The organism is Sulfurospirillum sp. SCADC (genome assembly GCF_000743525.1).
Taxonomy (GTDB): domain Bacteria; phylum Campylobacterota; class Campylobacteria; order Campylobacterales; family Sulfurospirillaceae; genus Sulfurospirillum.
In genome coordinates, this window is sequence record NZ_JQGK01000002.1 from 30,744 (window position 1) to 54,400 (window position 23,657).

General features: G+C 43.5%; 24 protein-coding genes. 9 read left to right on the plus strand and 15 right to left on the minus strand.

Annotated features, from left to right (window positions below; genetic code table 11):
• The gene (locus JU57_RS01650; RefSeq protein ID WP_037956169.1) at window positions 1-1,215 is read left to right on the plus strand and encodes an ArsS family sensor histidine kinase; all 1,215 of its coding nucleotides are present in this window, start codon (window positions 1-3) and stop codon (window positions 1,213-1,215) included.
• Here the strand turns inward: JU57_RS01650 and JU57_RS13605 are convergent.
• Complete coding sequence (locus JU57_RS13605; protein ID WP_051906462.1) at window positions 1,212-3,149, minus strand: diguanylate cyclase; 1,938 nt, start codon at window positions 3,147-3,149, stop codon at window positions 1,212-1,214. The two genes, JU57_RS01650 and JU57_RS13605, sit on opposite strands and share 4 nt — an antisense overlap.
• The gene (locus tag JU57_RS01660; RefSeq protein WP_051906464.1) at window positions 3,149-3,982 is read right to left on the minus strand and encodes a PhnD/SsuA/transferrin family substrate-binding protein; all 834 of its coding nucleotides are present in this window, start codon (window positions 3,980-3,982) and stop codon (window positions 3,149-3,151) included. Before JU57_RS01660 ends, JU57_RS13605 begins: the two co-directional genes overlap by 1 nt.
• 185 nt (window positions 3,983-4,167) lie before the next feature.
• On the opposite strand from JU57_RS01660, the gene JU57_RS01665 reads away from it, so the two are divergent.
• The 5 genes from JU57_RS01665 (at window position 4,168) to JU57_RS01685 (ending at window position 8,603) form a co-directional block, all read left to right on the plus strand.
• Complete coding sequence (locus tag JU57_RS01665) at window positions 4,168-5,481, plus strand: DEAD/DEAH box helicase (RefSeq protein ID WP_037956171.1); 1,314 nt, start codon at window positions 4,168-4,170, stop codon at window positions 5,479-5,481.
• 130 nt (window positions 5,482-5,611) lie between these two features.
• On the plus strand, window positions 5,612-6,085 hold the full coding sequence (locus tag JU57_RS01670; RefSeq protein ID WP_037956173.1) for a hypothetical protein: 474 nt from the start codon (window positions 5,612-5,614) through the stop codon (window positions 6,083-6,085).
• A complete protein-coding gene (locus JU57_RS01675; protein ID WP_037956176.1) occupies window positions 6,082-6,585 on the plus strand; it encodes a PaaI family thioesterase in 504 nt (167 codons plus the stop codon). Before JU57_RS01670 ends, JU57_RS01675 begins: the two co-directional genes overlap by 4 nt.
• A complete protein-coding gene (gene recQ, locus JU57_RS01680; RefSeq protein WP_037956178.1) occupies window positions 6,586-8,373 on the plus strand; it encodes a DNA helicase RecQ in 1,788 nt (595 codons plus the stop codon).
• A 32-nt stretch (window positions 8,374-8,405) separates the two neighbouring features.
• Window positions 8,406-8,603: a YwbE family protein gene (locus JU57_RS01685; protein WP_037956181.1), complete on the plus strand. Its 198-nt coding sequence runs from the start codon at window positions 8,406-8,408 to the stop codon at window positions 8,601-8,603.
• Window positions 8,604-8,620: 17 nt separating this feature from the next.
• Here JU57_RS01685 and JU57_RS01690 read toward each other — a convergent pair whose 3' ends face one another.
• Genes JU57_RS01690 through phnD form a run of 3 tightly spaced genes read right to left on the minus strand, consistent with a single transcriptional unit; the run spans window position 8,621 to window position 11,751 of the window.
• Window positions 8,621-9,445, minus strand: coding sequence for a phosphate/phosphite/phosphonate ABC transporter substrate-binding protein (locus JU57_RS01690; RefSeq protein WP_294875189.1), 825 nt, complete (start codon window positions 9,443-9,445; stop codon window positions 8,621-8,623).
• Complete coding sequence (locus JU57_RS13610) at window positions 9,435-10,907, minus strand: diguanylate cyclase (RefSeq protein WP_051906467.1); 1,473 nt, start codon at window positions 10,905-10,907, stop codon at window positions 9,435-9,437. The genes JU57_RS01690 and JU57_RS13610 overlap by 11 nt, the downstream gene beginning before the upstream one ends.
• Window positions 10,891-11,751, minus strand: a complete 861-nt coding sequence (gene phnD / locus JU57_RS01700) for a phosphate/phosphite/phosphonate ABC transporter substrate-binding protein (protein ID WP_037956185.1) — start codon at window positions 11,749-11,751, stop codon at window positions 10,891-10,893. Before phnD ends, JU57_RS13610 begins: the two co-directional genes overlap by 17 nt.
• Before the next feature lie 156 nt (window positions 11,752-11,907).
• Here phnD and JU57_RS01705 point away from each other — a divergent pair, with 156 nt between their 5' ends.
• On the plus strand, window positions 11,908-12,495 hold the full coding sequence (locus JU57_RS01705) for a DUF2179 domain-containing protein (RefSeq protein ID WP_051906470.1): 588 nt from the start codon (window positions 11,908-11,910) through the stop codon (window positions 12,493-12,495).
• 227 nt (window positions 12,496-12,722) lie between these two features.
• Here JU57_RS01705 and JU57_RS01710 read toward each other — a convergent pair whose 3' ends face one another.
• The 7 genes from JU57_RS01710 to JU57_RS01740 form a co-directional block, all read right to left on the minus strand.
• Window positions 12,723-13,322 carry a LysE/ArgO family amino acid transporter gene (locus tag JU57_RS01710; protein ID WP_037956187.1) on the minus strand — a complete coding sequence of 200 codons (600 nt, stop codon included), beginning with the start codon at window positions 13,320-13,322 and terminating at the stop codon, window positions 12,723-12,725.
• A 21-nt stretch (window positions 13,323-13,343) separates the two neighbouring features.
• On the minus strand, window positions 13,344-13,622 hold the full coding sequence (locus tag JU57_RS01715; protein ID WP_051906472.1) for a type II toxin-antitoxin system RelE/ParE family toxin: 279 nt from the start codon (window positions 13,620-13,622) through the stop codon (window positions 13,344-13,346).
• Window positions 13,619-13,858 (minus strand): hypothetical protein, encoded by a 240-nt coding sequence (locus JU57_RS01720; RefSeq protein ID WP_037956190.1) that lies wholly within the window; start codon window positions 13,856-13,858, stop codon window positions 13,619-13,621. The genes JU57_RS01715 and JU57_RS01720 overlap by 4 nt, the downstream gene beginning before the upstream one ends.
• A gap of 44 nt (window positions 13,859-13,902) precedes the next feature.
• The gene (locus JU57_RS01725; RefSeq protein ID WP_037956191.1) at window positions 13,903-14,454 is read right to left on the minus strand and encodes a ferric reductase-like transmembrane domain-containing protein; all 552 of its coding nucleotides are present in this window, start codon (window positions 14,452-14,454) and stop codon (window positions 13,903-13,905) included.
• The gene (gene msrP, locus JU57_RS01730) at window positions 14,451-15,368 is read right to left on the minus strand and encodes a protein-methionine-sulfoxide reductase catalytic subunit MsrP (RefSeq protein ID WP_037956192.1); all 918 of its coding nucleotides are present in this window, start codon (window positions 15,366-15,368) and stop codon (window positions 14,451-14,453) included. Before msrP ends, JU57_RS01725 begins: the two co-directional genes overlap by 4 nt.
• A gap of 55 nt (window positions 15,369-15,423) precedes the next feature.
• Window positions 15,424-16,242: an NAD(+) diphosphatase gene (gene nudC / locus JU57_RS13615; RefSeq protein ID WP_051906473.1), complete on the minus strand. Its 819-nt coding sequence runs from the start codon at window positions 16,240-16,242 to the stop codon at window positions 15,424-15,426.
• A gap of 88 nt (window positions 16,243-16,330) precedes the next feature.
• A complete protein-coding gene (locus tag JU57_RS01740) occupies window positions 16,331-17,944 on the minus strand; it encodes a methyl-accepting chemotaxis protein (RefSeq protein ID WP_037956193.1) in 1,614 nt (537 codons plus the stop codon).
• Between the two features lie 188 nt (window positions 17,945-18,132).
• Between JU57_RS01740 and JU57_RS01745 the strand changes: the two genes are divergently transcribed.
• On the plus strand, window positions 18,133-18,534 hold the full coding sequence (locus JU57_RS01745) for a PAS domain-containing protein (protein WP_037956194.1): 402 nt from the start codon (window positions 18,133-18,135) through the stop codon (window positions 18,532-18,534).
• Between the two features lie 16 nt (window positions 18,535-18,550).
• Here the strand turns inward: JU57_RS01745 and JU57_RS01750 are convergent, their stop codons facing one another.
• Window positions 18,551-19,315 (minus strand): exodeoxyribonuclease III, encoded by a 765-nt coding sequence (locus tag JU57_RS01750; protein ID WP_037956196.1) that lies wholly within the window; start codon window positions 19,313-19,315, stop codon window positions 18,551-18,553.
• A complete protein-coding gene (locus tag JU57_RS01755) occupies window positions 19,312-19,632 on the minus strand; it encodes a metalloregulator ArsR/SmtB family transcription factor (RefSeq protein WP_051906475.1) in 321 nt (106 codons plus the stop codon). Before JU57_RS01755 ends, JU57_RS01750 begins: the two co-directional genes overlap by 4 nt.
• A 108-nt stretch (window positions 19,633-19,740) precedes the next feature.
• On the opposite strand from JU57_RS01755, the gene JU57_RS01760 reads away from it, so the two are divergent.
• Window positions 19,741-20,373, plus strand: a complete 633-nt coding sequence (locus JU57_RS01760) for a LysE family translocator (RefSeq protein WP_037956198.1) — start codon at window positions 19,741-19,743, stop codon at window positions 20,371-20,373.
• A 113-nt stretch (window positions 20,374-20,486) separates the two neighbouring features.
• On the opposite strand, the gene JU57_RS01765 is transcribed toward JU57_RS01760, so the two are convergent.
• The gene (locus JU57_RS01765) at window positions 20,487-23,597 is read right to left on the minus strand and encodes a multidrug efflux RND transporter permease subunit (RefSeq protein WP_037956200.1); all 3,111 of its coding nucleotides are present in this window, start codon (window positions 23,595-23,597) and stop codon (window positions 20,487-20,489) included.
• Window positions 23,598-23,657 lie beyond the last annotated feature (60 nt).

The following is a 23,657-nucleotide window of genomic DNA, read 5'->3' on the forward strand; positions in this document are numbered from 1 at the left end:
ATGTCCATATTTACGAAGCTCTTTTTACTCTTTATTGTCAGTCTTTCCTTAATGCTTTTTGTCTCACGCGAAACAAACCAACTCACCCAATCCAAAATAGAGATGCTCTTAAAAGAGAAGTACCTTCAAGCCTCCACCGAGCTCTTTCGCGACCTTGCCAATGACGATCAAAATGCCCTTAGCAAAAGACTTCAAGCGTTTGATTTTGAAGTGATCGCGGAGTCTCAAACGGTGCTGGAGCACTCTACGATTATTGATGAAAAAAGCAGCTCATTTGGTGAAGTGAAAATTTTGATGGATGCTCAGGGGAGGTATTTTTTGCTCCTTAGCTATTTGGATGAGCGTTTATTGGTACGTGATCGTGCTCAAGAGGAAGGCTTTTACCATTTTGATCGGGTCACCTATTTGATCTTTGCCGATATTTTAGTGCTTGTTGTCACGTTTTTGATGGTTATCAAGCTTATTTTTCCGCTTAAAGAGATCGCCTCAACCCTTCAAAAATTTGGTGAAGGCGCTTTACATGTAAGAATGAAACGCTTTGGCTCTAATGAACTTGGTAAGCTTTCTAATACCTTCAATGCGATGGCGTCTAACATCGAAGCGTTGATTCTCTCACGTCAACGTTTGCTGCGCGACATCGGGCATGAACTTCGCACACCGCTTGCCAAATCCAAGCTTGCGTTGGAAATGCTAGGCGAGAGTAAATATCAACAAAGTCTTAAAAAGGCGATTGCCCAGATCGATGAGCTGACCAAAGAGCTTTTAGATATTGAGCGACTGAATGCCAATATGGAGCAACTGAATCTTACGCATTTCAATGCCGAAACGCTGATCTCAGAGTCCCTTTCACGTGCACTGATTGAAGATGAAAGCTTAGTGGAGCTTCACATGGATGAGCCTTTTGAGATCAAGGGTGATCTTAATTACCTCTCCATTGCGCTTAAAAACTTGATTGATAATGCGTTAAAATACACCACGCAAAAACCAATTCTCATCGAAGTAAAAGAGCGCACGATCAGCGTTAAAAGCAGAGGTGAAGCACTCGAACACGCGTTGGAGTACTACTGCGAACCGTTTGCTCAAGGTGATGATGCTAGAGGAGCTGAGGGTTTTGGTTTGGGGTTGAGTATTGTTAAAAAGATTGTCCAAAAGCATGGATTTAAACTGAGTCTTACATGTAAAGAGGGCTGGAATAGTTTTAGCATTACATTTTAAACGATTTTGATCTCATTTTTATGGTGTTTTTTCACTTCATACATGGCGGTGTCGGCATCTTTTAAAATCTCATTGATCGTTTTATTGGTTTCATGAAAGAGCGTTCCACCAATACTTGCGGTGCAGGTGTAATCAAAATTAATCAATCGAAAGTGCTCGCTAATCGCATGCAGAATTTTATACCCAATCTCTCTAAGTCGTGCTTTGGCGTCGTAGGGGTCGTCTCCTAGTTTCGTGACTAAAACAACAAATTCATCGCCACCAAAACGCGAGACGGTATCGCAAAGACGAAGCGTATTGGATAACCGTTGAGCAACCATTTTAAGCAGCATATCGCCGCATTCGTGTCCTTTGGTGTCGTTAAGAAATTTAAAATTATCCAGATCGATAAACAAAAGTCCACAAAATTCAGGATCACGTTTGGTATTGGCAAGTGTTTGGCTCAGGCGATCCAGTAAAAGTTTACGATTGGGAAGTTCCGTGAGTGAGTCATAATATGCCAAATGTTCAATGGTCTTTTGTGCCTCTTTTTCTGTGCTGATGTCCCTAAAAATAATAACCGAACCAATGTTGGTATTGTCATGTACAAAAGGGGTGGCATTGAGATGGACAGTAAAATGTTCTCCACTTTTTTTACGGAAAACCTCTTCCCCGAGGTAGGTCTTTTGATGGTGCATGGTATTTAAAATAGGGCAATCTTCCTTCGCGGTGTCATGTGGATGCACATGAATAAGCTCATGCGAATCTTTACCGATGACCTCTTCAAGCGAGTAGCCTAAAAGCGTTGTGGATGCGTTGTTAATAAAGGTGATCTGCCCTTTGGCATTGAGGAGAATCACCCCGTTAATGGTCTTATCGACAATGGTTTCAAAGAGGATTTTCTCTTTAAGTGTTTTGTGGCTCTGCTCAATAAGCAGATACAGGACAATGCCCAAAAGCACAAAGGTTAAAAAGCCAAAAAGAAGCGATGTAATGTATTTGTGTTGGATGGTGACAAGATCATCTAAACGGCTGTAGGTAACGGCGTAAGCGGCCAGTCTGCCTGAGAGGTCGTCAATGGCGTAAAAATTGGCAATATAGCCGTTATCATCTTGAAGAATAGGAATGGAAAAGTTTTTGCCTTCTTTGAGTTTTGCATCGATGTTGTAATGCTCTTTGAGCATCGTGTTAATCTTTTTAGTAAGTTCAGATTCGATGGAATGGGCGGTGATATTGGAAATTTTTTGGTTCTCTATGACAAAATCATCGCTTAATGGAGAGGGCATAAAATGGTGTTTGTGTCCTTCAAAAACCATATCCGTTGTGACCGATTTTTTAAGAAGGAGCACGTGATCTTTCCAACTCAAGAGCTTTGAAAGTTCAAACTCAATGTTTTCATACGCTAAAGAGACTTCAACACTGCCCAAATGTTTGCCTTCATGGATAATGGGAAAAACATAACGAAATCCAGGGTAAATACGACCACCCTCAAATCCCGTGACAAATTTTTTCTCTATATTGGCTTTTTTGATGGAAGGACGCACCTCCATCAAATTATCGCCATTTTCAGAAGGGGCATGAAAACGTAAAAAACTTTCGCCTTGAGGTGTGTGAAAATGAAACTGCCTGATGCCCAGTCGTTTCAGTTCATCATTGTAAAAAGGGTATAAAAGGCGGTATAAGAAGCCCCGAAGCAGCGCTTTTTCGTAAGAGTTTTGGGTCTCTACGACGTCATTTAAAATTTTCAAAACAGGGGGTTGCATAATGGCATAACGAAAATAGTTTTCGATAGAGATGCTAAACATCTGAGTAACCGCTTTGTACGAGGTTTCGATAATTTTATGCTCATTCAAGAGCAGAACATCGCGCTCTTCTTTCATTTTGGAGTGAACATACGTGAAAAAGATCGCGTAGGCGATGAGGACACTGAGGGCTGTTAAGAGAAATTTGCGCATTAAAAGCTTCCACTAAGGGGAACATTTATGTTTTGCATGTCGTGTTTGAGAAGTTGAAACATATTGGTGTTGGTCTCACTCATCCCATGGCTGATGTCTTGACCCCATTTTGCATAGACCTCTTTAGGGGTAGTGAGCAAAATAGATTTGATTTTAGCGATTTTCTCAGCACTCATCGTTTGGGTGTTGACCACGAGTGAAAAACCAGGAATGAGGGGTGTCGTGTCGATAATCTCCAATCCCAAAGAGGCATATTCTCGTGCAATGCTCTTTTTAATGCCTCCCATGTGAAATTCGCCTCGTATAACCGAGAGTGCTACTTCATCATGGGTTCCAACATAGCGGTAGAGCAGGGCGTCCAAATTGAGATGAAACGAGCTCTCTATGAGTCGTTTGGTATTGGTGTAGCCGCACGTTGAAAGGGGTTGGGTGAGTGCTATTTTGAGTTCTCTTTGGGGAATGCTGATGAGGGTATCGCCTCCAAATTTGACCAAAGCACAGCGGTAACCGTTCTTTCCATCGCTTTCATGAAAGGTGATGATCGGAAGTGCATAGGGAAAACTCTTTTGCAATGTCAAAAAAGGCAACGGTCCAAAGTAGGCAATATCCACTTGATTGGCTTTAAACGCAGCGATAAGGTCATCGTACTTTTTTTCGTAATGAATGGTGATGTTCTCATCCAATGCGTGTTCAAGGTAATTCACCATAGGGAAGAAATCTTCAAGGACTTTGTTGGTGTTAAAAAAAGGAAGTGGGGCAAAGACGAGAGAGCGTGCTTCTAAGCAAAGAGTGAGAGAAAATATGAAAAAAAGGCGTAAGAAATGCCGCATCATTGACTCTCTTTGTAACAAATTTATCACATCAATGATATAGAAGAAAGTATAAAAACGGACTTAAGGGTTCATTCATTTTTTAGGATGTAGATGGGCGAAGAAGGCAACGTCTAAAGTGCTTCACTAAGTTCTTTAAATAAAACTTAGATACAATAGAGACATTAAGATAGGTAAAGGACATATGAATGTTATTTGAAAAGCTAGGCTTGATTGCGCCACTACAAGAAGCAGTAACTGAACTTGGGTACACGAAACCAACGCCTGTGCAAAACAAGGTCATCCCTCTCGTTTTAGAGGGCAAAGATGTGATGGCAACGGCACAAACGGGGACGGGAAAGACGGCTGCGTATGCACTGCCACTCTTACATGTTTTGAGTAAAAAGACCCAAAAATCAACCACTAAAAAAGTGGTGCGTGCCCTTATTTTAGTGCCAACACGCGAGTTGGCATCGCAAGTGAATCTCAACATGCAAGCGTATGGCAAAAACCTTGAGTTAACCATCGGGGCGATTTACGGTGGTGTGAAATTTACACCGCAAGTGAAGAGGTTAGAAAAGGGCATCGATGTGCTTATTGCCACGCCTGGAAGGCTTCTTGAGCATATCAAAATTTCCAGCGTGGATCTTTCACGTGTTGAAATCCTTGTCTTCGATGAAGCCGATAGAATCCTCGATATGGGATTTTGGGATGAGGTTGAGACATTGCTCTCTTTGCTTCCTAAAAAACGCCAAACGCTTCTTTTCTCTGTGGGGCTTTCTAAGTCCGTAAAGCGACTCTCCGAAGTGAGCTTGAAAAAGCCCATCACCGTGGCGATTAATAATCAAGGTGAATTTGCTAAAAATGTGCAACAAACCATCTACGTCGTGGACAAAGAGCGCAAGTGTGAGATGCTCTCGTTTATGATCGGTACTGAAAACTGGCACCAAGTGTTGGTCTTTACCAAAACGAAACAGAGTGCCGATGAAGTGGGCGATTATATGAGTAAAAGTGGTCTGAAAACACTGGTGTTGCATGGCGATAAAGCGCATTCACAGCGCACCAAAGCGGTTGCGGCATTTAAAGAGAATTCTATTCGTGTGTTAGTCGCAACGGACATCGCTTCTCGTGGTCTTGACATCGAAGATCTACCGCATGTCATCAACTACGAACTCCCAGGAGACGCCGAAGACTACTTGCATAGAGCAGGGCGAACGGGACGTGCTGGCAAAGAGGGACGTGCTATTTCCTTTGTCTGTCAAGAAGAGAAGTTAAAGTTAAAAGAGATCGAAAAGATCTTAAAATACACACTTAAAACAGAGTTTTACCTCGGTTTTGAGACCAAAGAGTGGGTCGATAAAGAGTCAAAAAAACATACGATCAAAGCGAAGATAGATCGTGACAAAGCCAATAGAAAACCGATGAGTCTTCGCAAAAAACGTGAAGAGATCAAAGCAAGTAAAGCTAAAAAAGCGGCTAAAACAGCTTGTGGCATTGGCGCTAAAAATTGTAAAGTGAAATAAAGCACCAACGGTGCGTGGGCTTTCTGCCGAAGAAAACTCAGCGTTAGCGTAGCTTTTAGAGCTTTGCTTTAAAAGCGTATTGAGAGTTCAGAATGAACGTTACTAAATAATAGAAGTAAAGGTAAAGATAATGATGGTAGAAATGCAAAAATTGCACTATTTTAAAGAGTTTATTGAGAAAGAGGAAAACCCCATCGGGAAAAACCTTTATGTGATGGTATTGGCAGTCGAAGCGTACTATGAATTTGTAGCAGAAGTGCTCATTCCTGGTACTTCACGCAGTATGACGCAGTTTAAACTCCTTGAAGAGTTACGTGCTCTAAAAGTCATCAACGAGCAAGAGTTTGTCATTATGAATGAGACACGAAAGCTTAAAAATGAGTTGACACACCGTTTGGATTATCAAGTCGATTTGAAATATGTCTATGATTTTTGCAATAACTGCACGGTCAAAGATAAAATCGTTCCTGAAAATAAAGAAGATCACAACGAACTTGAAGCCACACTTTTAGATGCGCTTTTGAAAAGTTATAAAATTGTTGACCTTAAATTGTACTCCAAAGTACGCAAAGAGCTTGAAAAGGTGCATGGAGTAGCCGAGTGAAATTTAAAGTAACGGGGAAACAGCACATCTCTAAAAACTGTTTGGTGTGTGGCATCGAAAACCCTTTTGGTCTAAAAACGAAGTTTTACGAGCTTGAAACCAAAGAGGTTGTGGCGTATTTTACACCGCATACCTACCTTCAAAGTTATCCGGGCATTTTGCACGGTGGTATCTCTGCGACGATTCTCGATGAGACGATTGGTCGGGCGATTATGGCGTATTACGGCAAAGAGAGCTTTGGTGTGACGATAGAACTTACCCTCAAATATAAAAAACCCGTACCGTTGGATGTTGAACTCAAAGTCGTTGGGCGCATGACCAATGATAAAGGACGTATTTTTGAAGGTACGGGGGAGCTTATTTTACCGAACGGTGAAGTCGCCGTCACCGCGTCAGGTCGCTATATGAAACGTGATGTCACGCAGATCGTTGACAATGATTTTATCGAAGATGAGTGGTTTGAAAGCGATGGAAAAGATAGAGACGAGATAGACCTTTAAGTGGATAAAACATACCAACTCCTTCACAGTGTCTTCGGGCACCACCATTTTAGAGCCTATCAAGAAGAGGCCGTTAATGCAATTTTAGCGCAAAAAGACATTATGATGATCTTGCCCACAGGGGCAGGGAAATCTCTGTGTTATCAGCTACCTTCTTTGGTGATGGATGGCATGAGTGTCGTGATTTCACCACTACTAGCCTTGATGCACGACCAAATCACCGCACTTTCTGCCTTTGGCATCAAAGCTGCTATGATCTCTTCGATGCAGTCACCCCAAGAGATACAAGAGAGCATGCAAGCGTGTCGCAAAGGTGAGCTGAAACTCTTGTATGTAGCGCCAGAGCGCTTAAAAGGTGAGTCATTTTTAAACTTCTTACAAAGCCTTTCGATCAACTTTTTTGTCATCGATGAAGCGCATTGTGTGAGCGAGTGGGGGCATGAATTTAGAGAAGATTACCGACAACTCTTTCGTCTTAAACACTACTTTCCTCAAACACCTATTGCTGCTTTTACCGCGACGGCGACGAAGATCGTTGAACAGGACATTCTTCATCAATTAAGCCTTGCCAATCCTTTAATCATTCGTGCGAAAGTAGAGCGAGACAATCTTACTATCAAAGCGGAGTACCGAAATAGCAATGGGCGCGATCAGCTTTTAAGCTTTTTGAGTGCGTTTCAAAACGAGAGCGGCATCATCTATACGCTCAGTCGCAAAGAGACGGAGAGTTTGGCGCTCTTTTTAAACACGCATAAAATCTTAGCACGAGCGTATCATGCAGGACTTCCTACCGAAGAAAAAAACGAGACCTTTCGCGCTTTTTTAAACGATGAGATTCAAGTTGTTGTGGCAACGGTGGCGTTTGGTATGGGCATCGATAAGAGCAATATTCGTTTCGTTGCGCACATGTCCTTGCCTAAAACCATCGAGAACTACTACCAAGAGATCGGGCGTGCTGGGCGCGATGGATTGCCTTCTTCAACCTTGCTGCTTTTTTCCAACTCTGACATCGTGGAGCATAAACGTCGCATCGGTGAGCAACCCTCATCCGAGTACCAAAAAGTGGCGTATGAAAAGCTCGATGCCATCGCTAAATTTGCCTCGTCTCAAGTGTGCAGACATCAGCAAATTGCAAGTTATTTTGACGATACGATTCTTACATGTAAAACGCGTTGTGATAACTGCATCGATGGGGAAAAGCAGAGTGTGGACATCTCGAATGAATCACTCAAACTACTATCAAGCGTGTACCGCACAGGACAGCGTTTTGGACTGCAATATGTCGTGGATGTTTTGATGGGCTCGACCAATGAAAAGATCGTGCAAAATGGGCATCAAAGCCTCTCCGTTTTTGGCATCGGAAGCGATAAAACCAAAACCCAGTGGCTAACCATCGGCGACAGGCTGATGGAGCTTGAAGCGTTAAAAGTAGGCGAGTACCGTGTGGTGAGCCTGAGTGAATACGGTGCGCAAATCATCAAACAACGTTTACATGTAAGCATTCATGCGAAGCGTTTGGAAGAGCGACAAAAAGTTAAAAAAGCCAAAAAGGTTGTTTTGGGAACATTTGAGCTCTCTATTTTTGAGAAGCTACGCGCGTTGCGATCTGAAATTGCCAAAGAGAATGGCATTCCGCCGTATGTGGTTTTCAGCGATAAAACTCTCAAAGAGATGGCGGAGAAATTGCCGCATGATAAAGAGGCGATGTTGGAGGTGAGCGGTGTGGGTGAAGTGAAGTTTGAGCGCTATGGCAAAGCCTTTTTAGAGCTGTGTGCCACGCTTGCTTAGTCTTTACATGTAAAACAAATCAAAGGATAACCATGAGCACAGGACAGAGTCGAAGTAACATTCAAAAAGGGGTTAAAGTTTTGATCGTTTTAAAAGAAGATCAACGTAGTGGTAAGCTCACAGAGGGCGTGGTTAAAGACATTTTGACCAACTCCGCCAACCATCCACATGGCATCAAAGTGCGCCTTGAAAGCGGTGCCGTTGGGCGTGTGAAAGAGATTATTCTCTAAGCTTACATGTAAAGCGATTAGTACTCTATCGTATTGAGATGATCATAGAGGAAAAGAGGTTTTTCTTCAAAGCCTGCAATGGTTGAGGGAAGTGCTTGTTTGGGATGAAACGCTAAAAGAAGCTCACGAATTTTGACTACCAAAGCTGAATCGAGCCTTTTTGAGGCGATCATCGCATCGTAGGGGATCTCTTCAGATACCGCTAATATGCGAATTTTTTGCTGCTCTTCTTTGGGAAGTGCATGGTAAACTCCATCGTAAATAGCGCCTGCTTCGATTGATTTTTCAAATAAAGCTTGAATGATTTTAGGATGCTTTTTAAGCATATAAATTTTTCCAAGATCTTTAGTGGGATCGATGCTGTTTTGGTACATCATAAAGTGGGGATACAGGTATCCTGAAGTTGAATCAGGATCGGTAAAGCCGAAACTTTTGCCTTTTAAATCAGACATACTTGCAATGGGAGAGTCCGCTAGCGTCAAAATTAAACTACGGTACGTACTTTTTGAAATACTTTGTTCATCTGCAAATTGAATGGTTGCCAAATAGTGTGTTTCAGGCTCTTTTTGGCGTAGTATTGCATAAAGTTTGGGAGAAATAGAGGCGATGTCAATACTCCCTTGTTCTATCAATGTGATCAAATGGTTATAGTCTTTTGAGATGACCAACACAACCTCTTGTTCTAGCTCCTTTTCCAAATAGCTAATCAGTTCTGCATAGAGTATTTGGATCTCTGTTGTACTTTTATTGGGGTTCACACCAAAAACAAGCTTTTGTTTTTCGGTGGCAAAAAGTGAGATGCACACGAGGAGCACAATGCTCAAAAATCGTTTAATCTTCATGTTCAATCCTGTTCCTTCCACTATTTTTGGCTCGGTACAGTGCGTTATCAGCACGCCTTAAAATGCTGTTGGGTGTGTCGCCTGCATGGTGTGTGGCAACGCCAAAACTCATCGTGACACGTTGTGGGTAGTGCTCAAAGGTAAATTGGTAGATCTTTGAGCGCATCTGTTCTGCAATAACGAGTGCTCCTTCAAGGCTCGTTTGGGGTAAAATCAGTAAAAACTCTTCGCCACCCCAACGACCGAGCATATCACTTGTGCGAATGGATTCACGCATCAGGCGCGCGGTGTGAACCAAAACGTGGTCGCCTATCTCATGGCCGTAGGTATCGTTGATGGTTTTAAAACGGTCAATGTCGATCATAATAATCGAAAAAGAGCTACCTCTCGTGCTCTCTTTGAGTTTTTGCTCCAAACACTCTTCCAGTTTGCGTCGGTTGGAAAGAGCGGTGAGTTGATCGGTGCTGCTGAGAAGTTCAAGTGCATTTTGGGTGTCGGCGACTTTTTGGCTCATATTGAACAGTGCTTCAGCAATTTTCTTGACTTCAGGGGTGGTGCGCTCTTTGGTTGTCTGTTTAATCGTACTCATAACTTCTTTGATGTCTAAACGGTCTTCGTAAAAGTCGATCAATACTTGCGAAAGCGCTTTGTACTCTCTTAGATGCTTTAGTAGTGTGAAATGAAGGGCAAGAACGAGTATGATGAGCACAAATCCAATACCCACAAAAAAGTTAGTACGCGCCTCTTTAAGGGCATTAAGCTCTTCTTCAGAGGTGAGTCCGATGTTAAAGCTTGCCTCTTTAATGCTGCCTGCTTGGAGCATTACATGTAAGGATGAAGCGTTGATAAGTTTTTGCGTTTTGGTCGTTGAGAGGGTTTGATGCTCAGAGTGGTAAGCGATGTTCATGGTAGTACCTTGCGCCAAAGAGGCAAGCAATGCGTCATCAATAATCAGCGCAACACTGATGATCCCAATGGGTTTTTGTCCGTACTGTTTAACGCGTTTGGCGTAGACTAAACACTCTTTGTCATCCACCAGATCGATGCCTAAAAACGTGTCATTTTTTAGGGCTTGTTGCACATAAAAGCGTTTTGAAACATCATCCGCAAAGCGAAATTCTAACTCACCACGGCTGATGATGGTGCCATCTAGATCGATAAAATGAATTTTATCGGTGGATGAGGAGAGAAAGAGTTTGCTCCAATTATAAAGCATGTCGGTGTCATTGCTGATGATGCCTGCCACGACTTCTTGGGAATTGATGAGAATTTGCGCTGTTCTTTGAAGCGATTCAAGTTTTTCTTCAAAACGTTTTTGAATCATCTCCGATTGGATCAGATTTTTTTGATCAAAGGCTGTTTTTTGGGTCAGATAAAGGGATTGAATTTGGTAAATCCCAAACAGTAAAATAGCAGCAAGCTGCATGATAGTAAGAAAGAGGATTTTATTGTACAGTTTCATACAGAGGGACTTTAAGAGTTCGCTTGAAGCTATCGTAGAAGTGCTCATCTTTTTTCACAAAGCCTGCACTTGCCCATCCGAGATGTTCTTCAAAGGCTTTGTTCGAAGGTGCATCTAAAGGGATAGTTTCAAGAATATGTGCGATGCGTTGGCTCTCTTGGTGTGAAATATTTGCAGAGGCAACAATCGCATCAAGCGGAATGGGCTCAGACGTCGCCAGAATCGTAAAGCGATCCCCGTATGTTTCCAAAGCGTTGTAGTAGGTACCATCTGAAATAGCGCCAATTTCAATAGAATGGCTCATCAATGCTTCAATAACTTTATCATGCTTTTTGAGAAAAAAGACTTTTTGAAAAAACGTATAGGGGTTGATGTGATGCGCTTCAAAAATCATCATAGGATACGCATAACCCGAGGTTGACTCTTTATCCGTAAAGGCAAAATGTTTGTTTTTGGCTTCTTCTAAGGAGGTAATGTTGGCGTCTTTCATCGTCACAATAAAAGCTTGATAATAGGGAGTAATCTGCCTACTTTTAGAGTGTTCTAAGTAGGTGACAAGGTAGTGAAGGGAGGGGATTTTCTCTTTAAGGAGCACAAAATTTTTCGTATTGACCCAGGCAAAATCAACGCTTTTTTCTTCAATACGCTTTGTCAGTTCGTCATAGTCTTTAGTCACAACCAGTTTAAAAGTATCGCCACTTTGGGCACTTAAATACTCCATTAAAGGGGTGAGCGCTTGTATGATTTTAGAGGGTGTGTTGGAAGGATAGGTTGCAAACGTATACTCTTTGGCATACAGAGGCAGTAGCAACAAAAGGCAGAAAGAGAAGAGTTTTAGCACCATTAAAGTCTCAATCTATACAGTGGATTTGGTCTAGCTTAGATAATTCATTTTAGCATAATATCCTAGGATTAAAATTAAAGAAATTTTTTTTGTAACATTTTTGTAAGCTTTAAAGAAGATGTGTTATGCTAAAACAAGAAGATAAAAGGATACAGCATGAATGAATTGTTGCAACAAGAGTGGTTTGGGCTTTATGGTATTCCTGTGTTAATCGCGCTCGCACGTGTTGCGGATGTGAGCATTGGTACGCTTCGCATCATTTTTGTCTCCAAAGGGCTCAGACTGTGGGCGCCTATCTTAGGTTTTTTTGAAGTCACCATCTGGCTTTTAGCCATCTCTAAAGTGATGGAAAATTTGACCAATCCTATCAACTACATTGCTTATGCTTTTGGCTTTTCATTGGGAAATTACATTGGGATGTTTATTGAAAATCGTTTGGCGATTGGCATGGTGGTGGTGCGCATTATTACCAAGCGAGACTCTCATATTTTAGTTGCCACTTTGCGTGCGCTTAATTACAGTGTCACGGTTGCCGATGCTGAAGGCAATGCTGGGGCGGTGAATGTCCTCTTTACCGTGATCAAACGCTCTAGCATTGCCGTTGTGCGTGAGTTGATCGCAAAGCACAATCCGCTCGCCGTTTACTCTATCGAAGATGTAAGGCATGCAAGCGATCCTAGCTTTCCCACGGAAATCAGCAGGCGTTCACGTTTCTCACAGTTCATACGGGGGGTAAGAAAGTAGCCTAAAATACTCTGCTACAATGTTATGATGATATGGCATCAAGATGTACATCTTACCTATGGCAGTATGGTCATTTTTGTGCAAAAGAAAGTATTAACATTTAGAATTAGTACCAGAAGAAAATGAGTTTAAAGCTATTGTCGAGAACTTTAATGCGTGGTAAACTGAATCAATTTAAGTCGTAACCGCATTGTGGAGATAAAGTCAGTGCTTTATCTCCACCTCTTTTACAATCCAAGCAGCATAAATGCCAAAGAGAGCATCACGATGCCAATCAGCACTTCCAAAATCTTCCATGAAATCGGTTTTTGAAAAATCGGTGTTAAAATTCTCGCCCCATACCCCAAAGAGAAGAAAAACACAAACGATGAAGTCATAGCGCCCAGCCCAAACAGCGGAGCGAGGTCACCAAATTTGGTCGAAACGGAGCCCAGTAAAATGACCGTATCAAGGTAAACGTGCGGATTTAGCCACGTAAAGGCAAGCACAAGTAAAATCGTTTTAAACAGCGAAGGAGTCGGTTGATCGAGAGGACTCAGCTCATGCGACATGCTCCACGCCGAGTAAAAACTCTTTAAACCATAGACAAACAAAAAGGCAAAACCACCATACTTCGCCACCGTCTGGAGGGAAGGAAACTGCTCGACCAAATACCCAAAACCCGAAACGCCTGCAAAAATCAAAATAGCATCGGAAAGCGCACAAACCAAACAGATGATAAACACATGCTCTTTTTTAATGCCTTGTTTGAGGACAAAAGCATTCTGCGCTCCAATGGCTAAGATGAGTGAAATTCCGAGACTAAAACCTGAGATAAAAGCGTTCATGTGTGTTCTTTGCGGTGAAATTTAGTAGAGTGGATTTTGCCATTTAAAAATGTCAAGAATAAGAATTTTGTCGTTTTCAACTTTGTAGATAATCGTATAACCCTCAAAAACCATATCGCGATACAGCTCATTGGGAATGTATGAAGATGCTTTGTATTGCAGGGGAAATAACAGCAAGTCATTGAGCTTTTGCTCTAATGCTTTTTCAAAATTTTGGGCGGCGGAAGGTTTGTCGCTTGCGATGTACTTTAAAATGCTAAGTAAACTGGAAAGATAGTGTGGTTTTTTCTCGATGATCATCGAGTGGTTCCAAGTTCACCTTTGAAGAAAGCGTCTATTTTAGCGGTGTACTCTTCGGAGGATAAACTAGGCTCTGCTTCAGCTTCAAAAACCCTTCGTTTCACTTCTTCAATACTGTTAACGGTAAAGCTTTGCTCGCTAATAATCTCAATTTTTTTATCTTTGACAAAACTATCGAGTATGGCTTTAAAGTGAGGGAAAAAGGTATCATCGATTTTGAGATTGAGTGTTTGCATGGTTTCTCCTGTGAAAAGCTATGTTGGATTATAACAAAACCTCTCTAAAATGTTTTTACATGTAAAGCTTTCCACGCCCAAACTCTCTCGCCTAAAAGCACCACCCCAACGGCAATGACACTGTATTCAAACACGCCTGCTACTTTTTGTGCCCAGAAGCTATGAAGCAGTGCAAGTGCTAAGGCAATATAGACGGCTTTATGGTACTTTGAAAGCTTGGCAAAGAGCTTTTTAAACGAAGTTAGCGCCATCAAAAGAAGGATGACAAAAGCGATGAGCCCGATGTAAATGAACGGTTTTTTGAGGCTTTTTTCGAAGATCGTGACGAAGTCTAATTCGCTGTCTAGGACGACAAAAACGCTTACATGTAAAAGGGCGTAGGCAAAGCTCAAAAGCCCGATGGTTTTGCGGTATCGAAGAAAATTTACACCGCAAATGCGTTTACATGTAGAAGGTAAAAGTGAAAGCAAAAGCAGCGTTATCGCCCCGATGCCTGTGTAATTATAGAGCATTTTAATCGGATCGATGGCGCTTTCGAGCTTATAGTACGCAAGCCCTAGTGGAAGCAGGGCAAGAAGGACAAGGAGGGGTTTCAAAAGAATTTCCTTAAGTCTATTCCTGAGTAAAGTGAGGCGACCTCTTTTTCGTAGCCGTTGAAGGGAAGCGTGGCTTGTTTGGTGAGTTTTCCAAGCAAACGCTCTTTGGATTGTGTCCATCTTGGGTGATCGACTGCTGGGTTAACATTGGCGTAAAAGCCGTACTCTTTGGCGTCGATGGCTTGCCACGTGTTGAGCGGTTCACTCTCCACGCATTCGATAAGATCAAGCGATTTGATGGACTTAAAACCGTATTTCCACGGCACGACAAGGCGAATCGGAGCACCATTTTGCGGAAGCAGGCGTTTACCGTACATGCCCACGGCGATGAATGTGAGGGGATGACGCGCCTCGTCCATGCGCAAGCCTTCAACGTACGGATGCGGAATGGAGGCAAAAATGCCTTTGGCTTGGTCGGGGAAAAGGGCGGGGTCGTGGCGTGTGGTGAATTTGACATACTTGGCTTTGCTGTTTGGCTCTAAGTAGTCGAGGAGTTTGTAGAGTGGAAAGCCGATCCACGGAACGACCATCGACCAGCCCTCAACGCATCGAAAACGATAAATGCGCTCTTCAAGTCCAAATTTGGCGATGAGCTCATCGACTCTAAGCATCTGTTCGGTTTTCATTTCACCAAAAAAGCCCACACTCCACGGGTCTGTTTTCATCTTTTGCGAAAGCTTCACAGGTGCGGTTTTATCGGTGGAGAATTCGTAAAAATTGACATAATTGGTGATCTGCTCAAACGTGTTGGGTGAGAGTTTGAGCGGATTGGGATCGGGTGTATACGTGAGGCTCATATCTAAGGGTGTGTTGGCTAAAAGCTGTGAGATAGCGGTGCTACTCACGAGTGTGCCCGCTCCAAGTTTTAGAAAATGCCTGCGTGCTTCAAAAAGCGCTTCAGGGGTGATGTGCATGGCAAACTCCTCGCGTGAATTTGCCTTATTCTAACAGAAAACTATCAACAAAAAATCAATGATTTTTAAGCCACGCATCGATCATCATTCGAGCGATGGATGTCTCATGCGACAAGAGCGGAAGCGCATCTTTTGTGAACCACTGTGCATCTTCGATCTCCTCTTCTTGAATGTGAATCTCACCGCTTTCGTACTCGGCAAAAAAGCCAAGCATCAAGGAGTGTGGAAATGGCCAAGATTGTGAGCCAAAGTAGCGAAGGTTTTTCACGCGAATGCCGACTTCTTCAAACACTTCACGGTGAAGGGCGCTCTCGACACTCTCACCTGCTTCCACAAAGCCAGCTAGCAGACTGTACACCCCTTCTTTAAAGTAGGGTGAGCGCGCCAAAAGGATTTTTTCATCGCCTCTACTGATAAGCGTGATGCACGCAGGTGAAAGGCGCGGAAAGATGTTATTGCCACATTTCAAACATTCCAGCGCTGAAAATTTTTGCGTGTAGCCCACAGGTGCGCCACAGCGACCGCAGAATTGGTTGTCGTAGATCCAGTGCGCGAGCTGTTTGGCACGTGCGAGCATCTCAAAGAGGTGTGGCGGATAGAGTCCTAAAAAATGGCGTAAATTGGTTTTCACAAGACTCTGAGGCAGTGGTGTGTTTTTTTCCCATGCGAAGAGGATAAACAGCTCTTCATCAAAGGAGCCGATGTGAAAGCGATGTTTGGGCTCACCCAAAAGGGCAAAAAACTCCATGGAGGGCAATGTGCCATCTTCTCTCATCAAAATATCGCTACCGCAAAAGCCGATGACCGTCCCTGTTGTGTCGTCCGCTGGCATAAAAAATGGGGTGAGTTTACGTGACATTGTCTCTTCTTGCATACGAAAACCTTTTTACATGTAAAGTGTAAAATGATAGCTAATTCTGGTTAAAGCATGCCCAAAGAGGTGGTCTCCTTGGGCAAAAACGTTACGCGGTTTTAAATTGTGCTAAGGTATTGCTCAGCGTGGAAGAGAGCTTGGAGAGGTGCTCGGCTGCTGCTGCAATCTCTTCCACACTTCTGGCATTGGAGCTTGAGAGGGTGTTGATCTCACCGATTTTTTCGATGACGGCTGTTTTGATGAGCTTAACATTGCCATTGGCTTTACCCACGACCTCTTCGGTTGCATGAACACTCTGTTCTAGCATTCCTACGGCAGCATTCGTTTGGGTTGTGACTTGCGTGGAAAATTCGGAGAGTTCATGGATGCGTTTGGCATTGTGGTTCATCTCACCGCTGATATCGCTGATAGACTGAACGATGACATTGACCGTGGCATTGGTCTCGATGAGGCTTTTTTGAGTGCGTTCGGCGAGTTTTCGCACTTCGTCTGCCACCACGGCAAATCCACGTCCATGCTCTCCTGCGCGTGCTGCTTCAATGGCGGCATTGAGGGCAAGCAGATTGGTCTGGTCGGCAATATCACCGATGACATCCAGTACCGATTTGACCTGTTCGGCTTCGCTTGAGAGGCGATTGAGACGCTCATTGATCGCTGCTTCGGCTTCGGCCGTTTGGCTGAGTTGGGTAAGTGTTTCATTGAGCAGCTCTTGCGCGCCGAGTAAGCTTTTTTGCGCCTCTGTTGTGATCTCTTTGACGTTGTGCGATTGCACACTTGCCTCGCCAATTGCTTTGGCAACCTCTTTGGCATCGTTGGTGGTTTCAAAAACGACTTTGGCTTCTTCTTCGGCGCGTTTACCGATCTGAAGGCTTGTACTGGAGAGCTCTTCGGCAACGGAGGCATTTTCAAGCGCGTTGCTTTTGGCTTGATTGAGTGCTTCAGCAACATCGGCGATGAGCGCGTTGATGGAGCTTACAATGTCGTTGATCTCATCTTTAGTTCCTGTGCTGATGCCTAGGCTTAGATCTTTGCTCTGGCGCATTTGTTCACAGGCCGTTTTGGCGTGTGCTACGGAGTTTTTAATGGAGCGCGTAACAATAAAAAAGATCGTAAAGACAAAGAGAAAAATCACACCCAGCGAGATTTGCGATAGGAGTTTGTTGGTATCTAAACGGTTGAAGTTGTTGGTTTTTACCGAGAGTGCTAAGTCATTCAATTTCTCCGTAATCACGACAAATGCTTGGCTACTTTTTGCATAGTATTCGCTTAGCTTTTTTGCGTCTTCTGGGTAGGCTTGCGCAAAGGTTGGTTCGTGCATCGTTGCGCCATAACGCCCAAAGAGTTGCATGCGTGGAATGTTGATATCATACCATTGGACGAGCACATTTTTAAGGTTTTCAATGCGTTGGTGATTTTGTGAATTCATCAAAATCAGCTTAAGTGCTTCTAAATCAACCAACAATTTTTGATAGATTTTTTCGTAATTATCAAGGTTGGTCTGTTTAAAATAGATCTGATAATCACGCTGTTGAATGCGCAGTTCTAAAATGGAATTTTCGATGCCTGCGATACTGGTCAAGCGAATGGCCGCCATTTTGGCATCGTTTGCCTCTTTAATAATCTCAACACCGATGGCACTGAAACCTAGAAAAATAACGGCAAGCAAAAAGACAAGCTTATTTTTGATGGAAGCTAAATACATAACGCCCCTTTAGAGTTTTTGGTGCATATGGTATCGGCTTTGCGTAAATTATATGTAACTTTAAAAGAAAATCTAAGGAAAATAGGTCTGCTTTTGAAGCCCTGATCGTTACATGTAAAAAAGGTGTAACGCAAATATCACATTTGAAATGTATAATTGCCTATCAAAAATTTTAAAGGTTATGGGTGATGCGAAAAGAGTACTTAAAAATTTTAGAATGCGTAGGACATGGGGTTTGGGAGTGGCATCCACTGAGTAATCGCATGACGCTTTCACCGCAATGGATTACGATGTTGGGCTATGAATGTGAGGCATTTGAGCAGACCAAAGAGCGCTGGATGTCGCTCATTCACCCCGAAGATATTAGTTACTGCCTCAATGAGCTCACAGCGCTTCTGAGTGGCAGAAGCAAACATTACCACCATCAACACCGCATGTTGTGCCAGGATGGAAGTTACAAATGGGTGCTCGATCAAGCCAAAGTGATCGCGCACAATGAGGATGGGTATCCAACCAAAGTGGTGGGGACACACACCGATATTCATGATCTTAGAACCACCCTTGAGATGTACAAACAACAACGTAAATAGGCGTTACATGTAAAGCTTATAAATCGATCTCAATCCCCACAGGGCAATGATCTGAGCCTCCGATGTGACTTAGAATAAACGCATCTTTCAAACGAGGCTCTAACTCTTTGGAAATGAAAAAATAATCAATCCTCCACCCCACATTACGTTCCCTCGCACCAAAGCGGTACGACCACCACGAATAGGCATCTGTGATGTCGCCGTGGATATGTCTAAACGTGTCGATGTAACCATGGTCTAATAGCCTATCGATCCACGCGCGTTCAATGGGTAAAAAGCCCGAAGTGTCTTCATTGGCTTTAGGGTTTTTAAGGTCGATCGCACGGTGAGCGGTGTTCACATCACCGCAGATGATGATGCCTTTGCCCTCAGCTCGTAACGCTTCAGTGTGGGAGAGAAAATCGCTGTAAAATTTCATCTTATGTGCGAGTCGCTCTTCGCTTTGTTGACCATTGGGAAAGTAGACGTTAAACAAAACAACGTCGCCAAAATGGTGCTCCAAAATGCGCCCTTCGTGCGTATGGTCGATGTGCCACGCCGTGTCGGTTTTCTCAAACGTGCGCGTTGAAAAACTCATCGTTCCCGAATAGCCTTTCTTGGAAGCCGAATTGACATGTTTACATGTAAAGCCATGTGCAAAAAGTGGCTCAGGAATCTGCTCCGCTTCGGCTTTAATCTCTTGCAGACACAAGACGTCAGGCGCGAACGCATCCACCCACGCAAACGCGTTTTTGTTCGCAACGGCGCGAATGCCGTTGACGTTCCATGAGATCAGTTTCATAGGGTGTTTTCCTTTTTACATGTAAGTGCATAGTGTGACATAGACATTTCAAGATAGCCGATCTCTTCTAAGCATTCAAGCCTAAAACGATCTAAAGGGGATCGAACCGTATAGTACGCCCATTTCCCACGTCGATCAACGCGTAAAAAACCCGCATCTTTGAGGATTTTAAGATGACGCGAAACGCGCGACTGGATTAGTGAAAACGCCTCTTCGATCTCACACACGCAGACTTCGCCATTTTGATGAATAAAATGAAGAATTTGCAAGCGCGTTTCGTCATTCAGTGCGCCAACGGTTTTTAAAAAAGTTTCCATGAGCTTCTCTTTGTCTTTATTTGACGTAGTATAGCATAGAAGATTTCACATCAAGATATATTGATCTAATAAAATGCGTTATAATACTCAAAAACGAAAAGGCAAATGATGGAATTTCACACATGGCTTTTGTATGCAATGGTTGCGTTTATCGCGATAGCAAGTCCAGGTCCCGCAGTACTTTTGGCGATCAATAACTCTGTCATGTATGACCTTAAAGCGACCTTCTTTTCATCACTTGGCAATGCCATCGGTCTTTTTATTCTCTCCAGTGCTGCAATGTTGGGGCTTGGTGTGGTCTTAAAAACTTCAGCCGTACTGTTTTTAGCGTTTAAAATTTTAGGGGCGTGTTATCTTATTTACATTGGAATCAAGCAGTTTCGTGCCTTGGGAAGCATCTTTAAACAGGTGGATCTTGAGCGCCACAAAAGCGTTGCACATTACGCGAAGATTTTCCAAAAAGGGTTTGTAGTCTGCATCACCAATCCCAAACCGATCATCTTTTTTACCGCACTTTTTCCACCATTTCTCAATCCAGAAGCACCGCTTTTAGAGCAATTTCTTATTTTAACGGTGACGTTTATGATCCTTTCGTTTAGCACACTGATGTGCTATGCCTTTTTTGCGAAGCGATTCAAGTCGTGGTTTTTGACCCATCAACGAGCGTTGTGGTTCAACCGTGTGAGCGGAGCGATTTTCATCGCTCTTGGTTTTGGGCTTTTAGGACTTGAACGCAAGTAAGCTTCTTGCAAAATTAGATTTTGCAAGAAGTAAAAGCAACGAAGGTGCGTGGGCACTCTGCCGAAGAAAACCTAGTGTTAACGTAGTTTTTAAAGCTTTGCTTTAAAAGCGTGTCAAGAGTTAGGAAGAAACTTTTTTTTAATCTTCATGATAAGATAGAAAAAAAGCGGTACAAAAAAGACGCCGATGAGGGTGAGGGTGACCATGCCACCCACAACGGTGGTGCCGATGACATGACGACTGTTCGCACCTGCTCCTGAACTTAGGGCGAGCGGCAAGGTTCCTGCGATAAAGGCAAAAGAGGTCATGATGATCGGGCGAAAACGAATCTTCGCTCCTTCGATCGTTGCATCGATCAAACTGTACCCTTCTTCCATTTTTTGCAAAGCAAATTCAACCATCAAAATCGCATTTTTAGCCGAAAGCCCCACAAGGGTGATGAGTCCTATTTGGAAGTAGATGTCATTTTGAAGCCCACGAAGCCAGATGGAGAGTTCTGCTCCAAGCAGCGCAAAAGGAACCGCCAAAACGATCGCCCAAGGAATCATCCAGCTCTCATAGAGTGCGACCAAAATCAAAAAGATGAACACAATGGCGAAAACAAAGGAGAGATTGCCTGTTTCTAAGAGTTTTTTCTCTTGCAATGATGCGCCTCCCCATGCAATGGAGTAGCCTTCCGGCAAGACTTCTGCCGCGATCTCTTCCATGATTTTTAGCCCTTCGCCTGAAGAGTAACCTGTATTGGTTTCACCCAAAATTTGAGCCGATGGGAACATATTGAAACGTTTGGTGATGTTGGGATTGATGACACGTTTCAAGGTGACAAGGTCGCTCAGTGCAATGGCGTCTCCATCACTGGACTTGATAAAAATATCATTATAATTTTGTGTACCTTCTCTAAAATCACCTTTGGCTTGAATGTTGACACGGTAATTGCGTCCGAAAAGGTTAATGTCGTTGATATAAACACTTCCAAACGTGGTCTGAATCGTGGTGTAAATATCGGCAATATCAATGCCATACGCTTGCGCTTTTTGATGATTCACTTCGATGCGATATTGGGGTGTGTTGGAGCTTAAGGTACTGCGTACCGAGCGAAGTTCTTCACGTGAGGATGCTCTGGCTACGATCTCTTTGGCATAATTTTCTAAGGTGGCATACGTGCCGCTCGTCTTATTTTGAACGTACATCTCAAATCCCCCTGAGACGCCAAGACCACTGATGGCAGAGGGTGCAACGGCTACAATGCGTGCTTCTTTATTGGTGGAGAGCTCTTGAATAATCTCTTTTGAAATCGCATCAACACTTTGATGGGCATCTTTGCGCTCACTCCAATCAACAAAGCGAACATAACTGTATCCCGCTTCCGTGGTGTAGGCTTTTGAGCTAAAATCAGAGCCTGAAAAGCCACCGACTTTCTCAACCGAAGGATGTTTAAGTGCGACATCTCCTACGGCGATATTGATCTCATGGGTGCGTGAGAGTGAAGCCGCAGCAGGCAGGGTCGTGACCGCAAAAAAGACCCCTTTATCCTCTTTAGGAACAAGACCTGAGGGGATAATGCTCATGAGTTTGACAATCGCAAAGATCAAAATGCCAAAGAGAAGAAGGTTGAAAAGTGCGTAACGAATTGCATTTTTAACGATTTGCCCAAAATGGTGCGTGATGTAATCAAAGAGTGCGTTAAATTTTTGAATGATCCACAACGGTTCCTCTTCCTCTTTTTTCAGCAGCAAAGAGCAAAGTGCTGGGGTGAGTGTCAGCGCAACCAGACCCGAAATGGTGACCGAGATGACAATCGTAATGGCAAATTGCCGTGACATCGTTCCACTCAGCCCTCCCATAAAAGAGGCAGGAATGAAAACCGCACATAAAACTAAGACAATGGCAATGACAGGCGCGGTGATCTCTTGCATCGCTTTAATCGTCGCTTCTTTAACGCTGAGGGATTCTTTGCGCAAAATGCGCTCGACATTTTCAATGACGATAATCGCATCGTCCACGACCAAACCAATGGCAAGGGTGAGTCCAAAAAGGGTGAGAAGGTTGATGGAAAAGCCTGTGGCATAAAAACCTGCAAAGGTACCGATGATGGAAACAGGAATGGCAAGAACGGGGATGATCGTCGCTCGAATATTGCCCAAAAAGAGGTAAACCACAAAAATAACCAACGCAACCGCTTCTAAAAGGGTGACGATCACCTCTTTAATCGAGGCTTTAACAAACAGCGTTGGATCATACGTCGTGCCGATTTTTAGCCCCTGGGGAAAACTTTTTTTGAGCTCTTCAAGTTTTTTATCGAGCAGGTCAGAGACTTCAAGTGCATTGGCTTTGGAGGTGAGCGTGATGCGTATCATCGAGGTAGGTTCTTTGTTAAAGAGTCCTTTGAAAAAGTAACGCTCCGAGCCTAGTTCAAGGTCCGCCACATCTTTTAGCCTTAATGCCGAGCCATCAGGGTTGGATTTGATTAAGATTTGCTCAAACTCTTCTGGCGAATTGAGCCTGCCCGTTGAGGTGACCGTATAGGTAAACGCAACAGCATGTTGAATCGGCTCTTGACCGATTTGCCCCATAGGATACTGCTCATTTTGCGCTTTAATCGCATTCATCACTTCGGTGGTTGTTACGTTGTAAAAAGAGAGTTTTTGCGGATCGACCCAAACGCGAATGGCGTACTCTTGGTTTCCCACAACCACGGCTTCGGACACACCAGGGATGCGTTTGAACTCTTCTAAGATGTTGTTAATCGCGTAGTTGGACATAAAAATAGTATCGTAACGGTTGTTCTCTGAGGTGAGGGCGAGGACACGCAAAGTATCGTTGGAGCGTTCTGCCACTTCAACGCCTTGACGATTGACCGCGTCAGGAAGTTTGCTCTCCGCAAGGCGAACACGGTTGTTGACATCAAGCTTTGCTTGCGCCATGTCCGTGCCCACTTCAAAATAGAGATTCATAGTGAGAAGCCCACTAGGAGAAGTGGTTGACATCATATAGAGCATGTTATCCACACCGTTTATTTTCTCTTCTAAAACGGAAGCTACGGTATTTTCAAGGGTAATCGCATCCGCCCCCGAATAGGTCGTAGAGACGATAATTTGCGGAGGCACAACATCGGGGTACTCTTGAACCGGTAAAGAGCGAATCGCCATAACCCCAGCGATGATAATAATCAGTGAAACAACGATAGCAAAATTGGGTCGATTGATAAAAAATTTAGAAAACATCAAAGCCGCCTAAGGCACAAAATTTGTGGTGAAATAATTGACGCAATGGTAGTATAACTC

Coding starts and splice junctions, on each gene's coding strand:
- JU57_RS01660 (WP_051906464.1), bottom strand. CDS start 3,982: ATGATGCGGCATTTCTTACGCCTTTTTTTCATATTTTCTCTCACTCTT.
- JU57_RS01720 (WP_037956190.1), bottom strand. CDS start 13,858: ATGCAAACACTCAATCTCAAAATCGATGATACCTTTTTCCCTCACTTT.
- nudC (WP_051906473.1), bottom strand. CDS start 16,242: ATGCAAGAAGAGACAATGTCACGTAAACTCACCCCATTTTTTATGCCA.
- phnD (WP_037956185.1), bottom strand. CDS start 11,751: ATGGTGCTAAAACTCTTCTCTTTCTGCCTTTTGTTGCTACTGCCTCTG.
- JU57_RS01745 (WP_037956194.1), top strand. CDS start 18,133: ATGCGAAAAGAGTACTTAAAAATTTTAGAATGCGTAGGACATGGGGTT.
- JU57_RS01750 (WP_037956196.1), bottom strand. CDS start 19,315: ATGAAACTGATCTCATGGAACGTCAACGGCATTCGCGCCGTTGCGAAC.
- JU57_RS01705 (WP_051906470.1), top strand. CDS start 11,908: ATGAATGAATTGTTGCAACAAGAGTGGTTTGGGCTTTATGGTATTCCT.
- JU57_RS01685 (WP_037956181.1), top strand. CDS start 8,406: ATGAGCACAGGACAGAGTCGAAGTAACATTCAAAAAGGGGTTAAAGTT.
- JU57_RS01710 (WP_037956187.1), bottom strand. CDS start 13,322: ATGAACGCTTTTATCTCAGGTTTTAGTCTCGGAATTTCACTCATCTTA.
- JU57_RS01765 (WP_037956200.1), bottom strand. CDS start 23,597: ATGTTTTCTAAATTTTTTATCAATCGACCCAATTTTGCTATCGTTGTT.
- JU57_RS01650 (WP_037956169.1), top strand. CDS start 1: ATGTCCATATTTACGAAGCTCTTTTTACTCTTTATTGTCAGTCTTTCC.
- JU57_RS01755 (WP_051906475.1), bottom strand. CDS start 19,632: ATGGAAACTTTTTTAAAAACCGTTGGCGCACTGAATGACGAAACGCGC.
- JU57_RS01760 (WP_037956198.1), top strand. CDS start 19,741: ATGGAATTTCACACATGGCTTTTGTATGCAATGGTTGCGTTTATCGCG.
- JU57_RS01740 (WP_037956193.1), bottom strand. CDS start 17,944: ATGTATTTAGCTTCCATCAAAAATAAGCTTGTCTTTTTGCTTGCCGTT.
- JU57_RS01665 (WP_037956171.1), top strand. CDS start 4,168: ATGTTATTTGAAAAGCTAGGCTTGATTGCGCCACTACAAGAAGCAGTA.
- JU57_RS01670 (WP_037956173.1), top strand. CDS start 5,612: ATGATGGTAGAAATGCAAAAATTGCACTATTTTAAAGAGTTTATTGAG.
- JU57_RS13610 (WP_051906467.1), bottom strand. CDS start 10,907: ATGAAACTGTACAATAAAATCCTCTTTCTTACTATCATGCAGCTTGCT.
- JU57_RS01715 (WP_051906472.1), bottom strand. CDS start 13,622: ATGATCATCGAGAAAAAACCACACTATCTTTCCAGTTTACTTAGCATT.
- JU57_RS01690 (WP_294875189.1), bottom strand. CDS start 9,445: ATGAAGATTAAACGATTTTTGAGCATTGTGCTCCTCGTGTGCATCTCA.
- msrP (WP_037956192.1), bottom strand. CDS start 15,368: ATGCACATCACCCCTGAAGCGCTTTTTGAAGCACGCAGGCATTTTCTA.
- JU57_RS13605 (WP_051906462.1), bottom strand. CDS start 3,149: ATGCGCAAATTTCTCTTAACAGCCCTCAGTGTCCTCATCGCCTACGCG.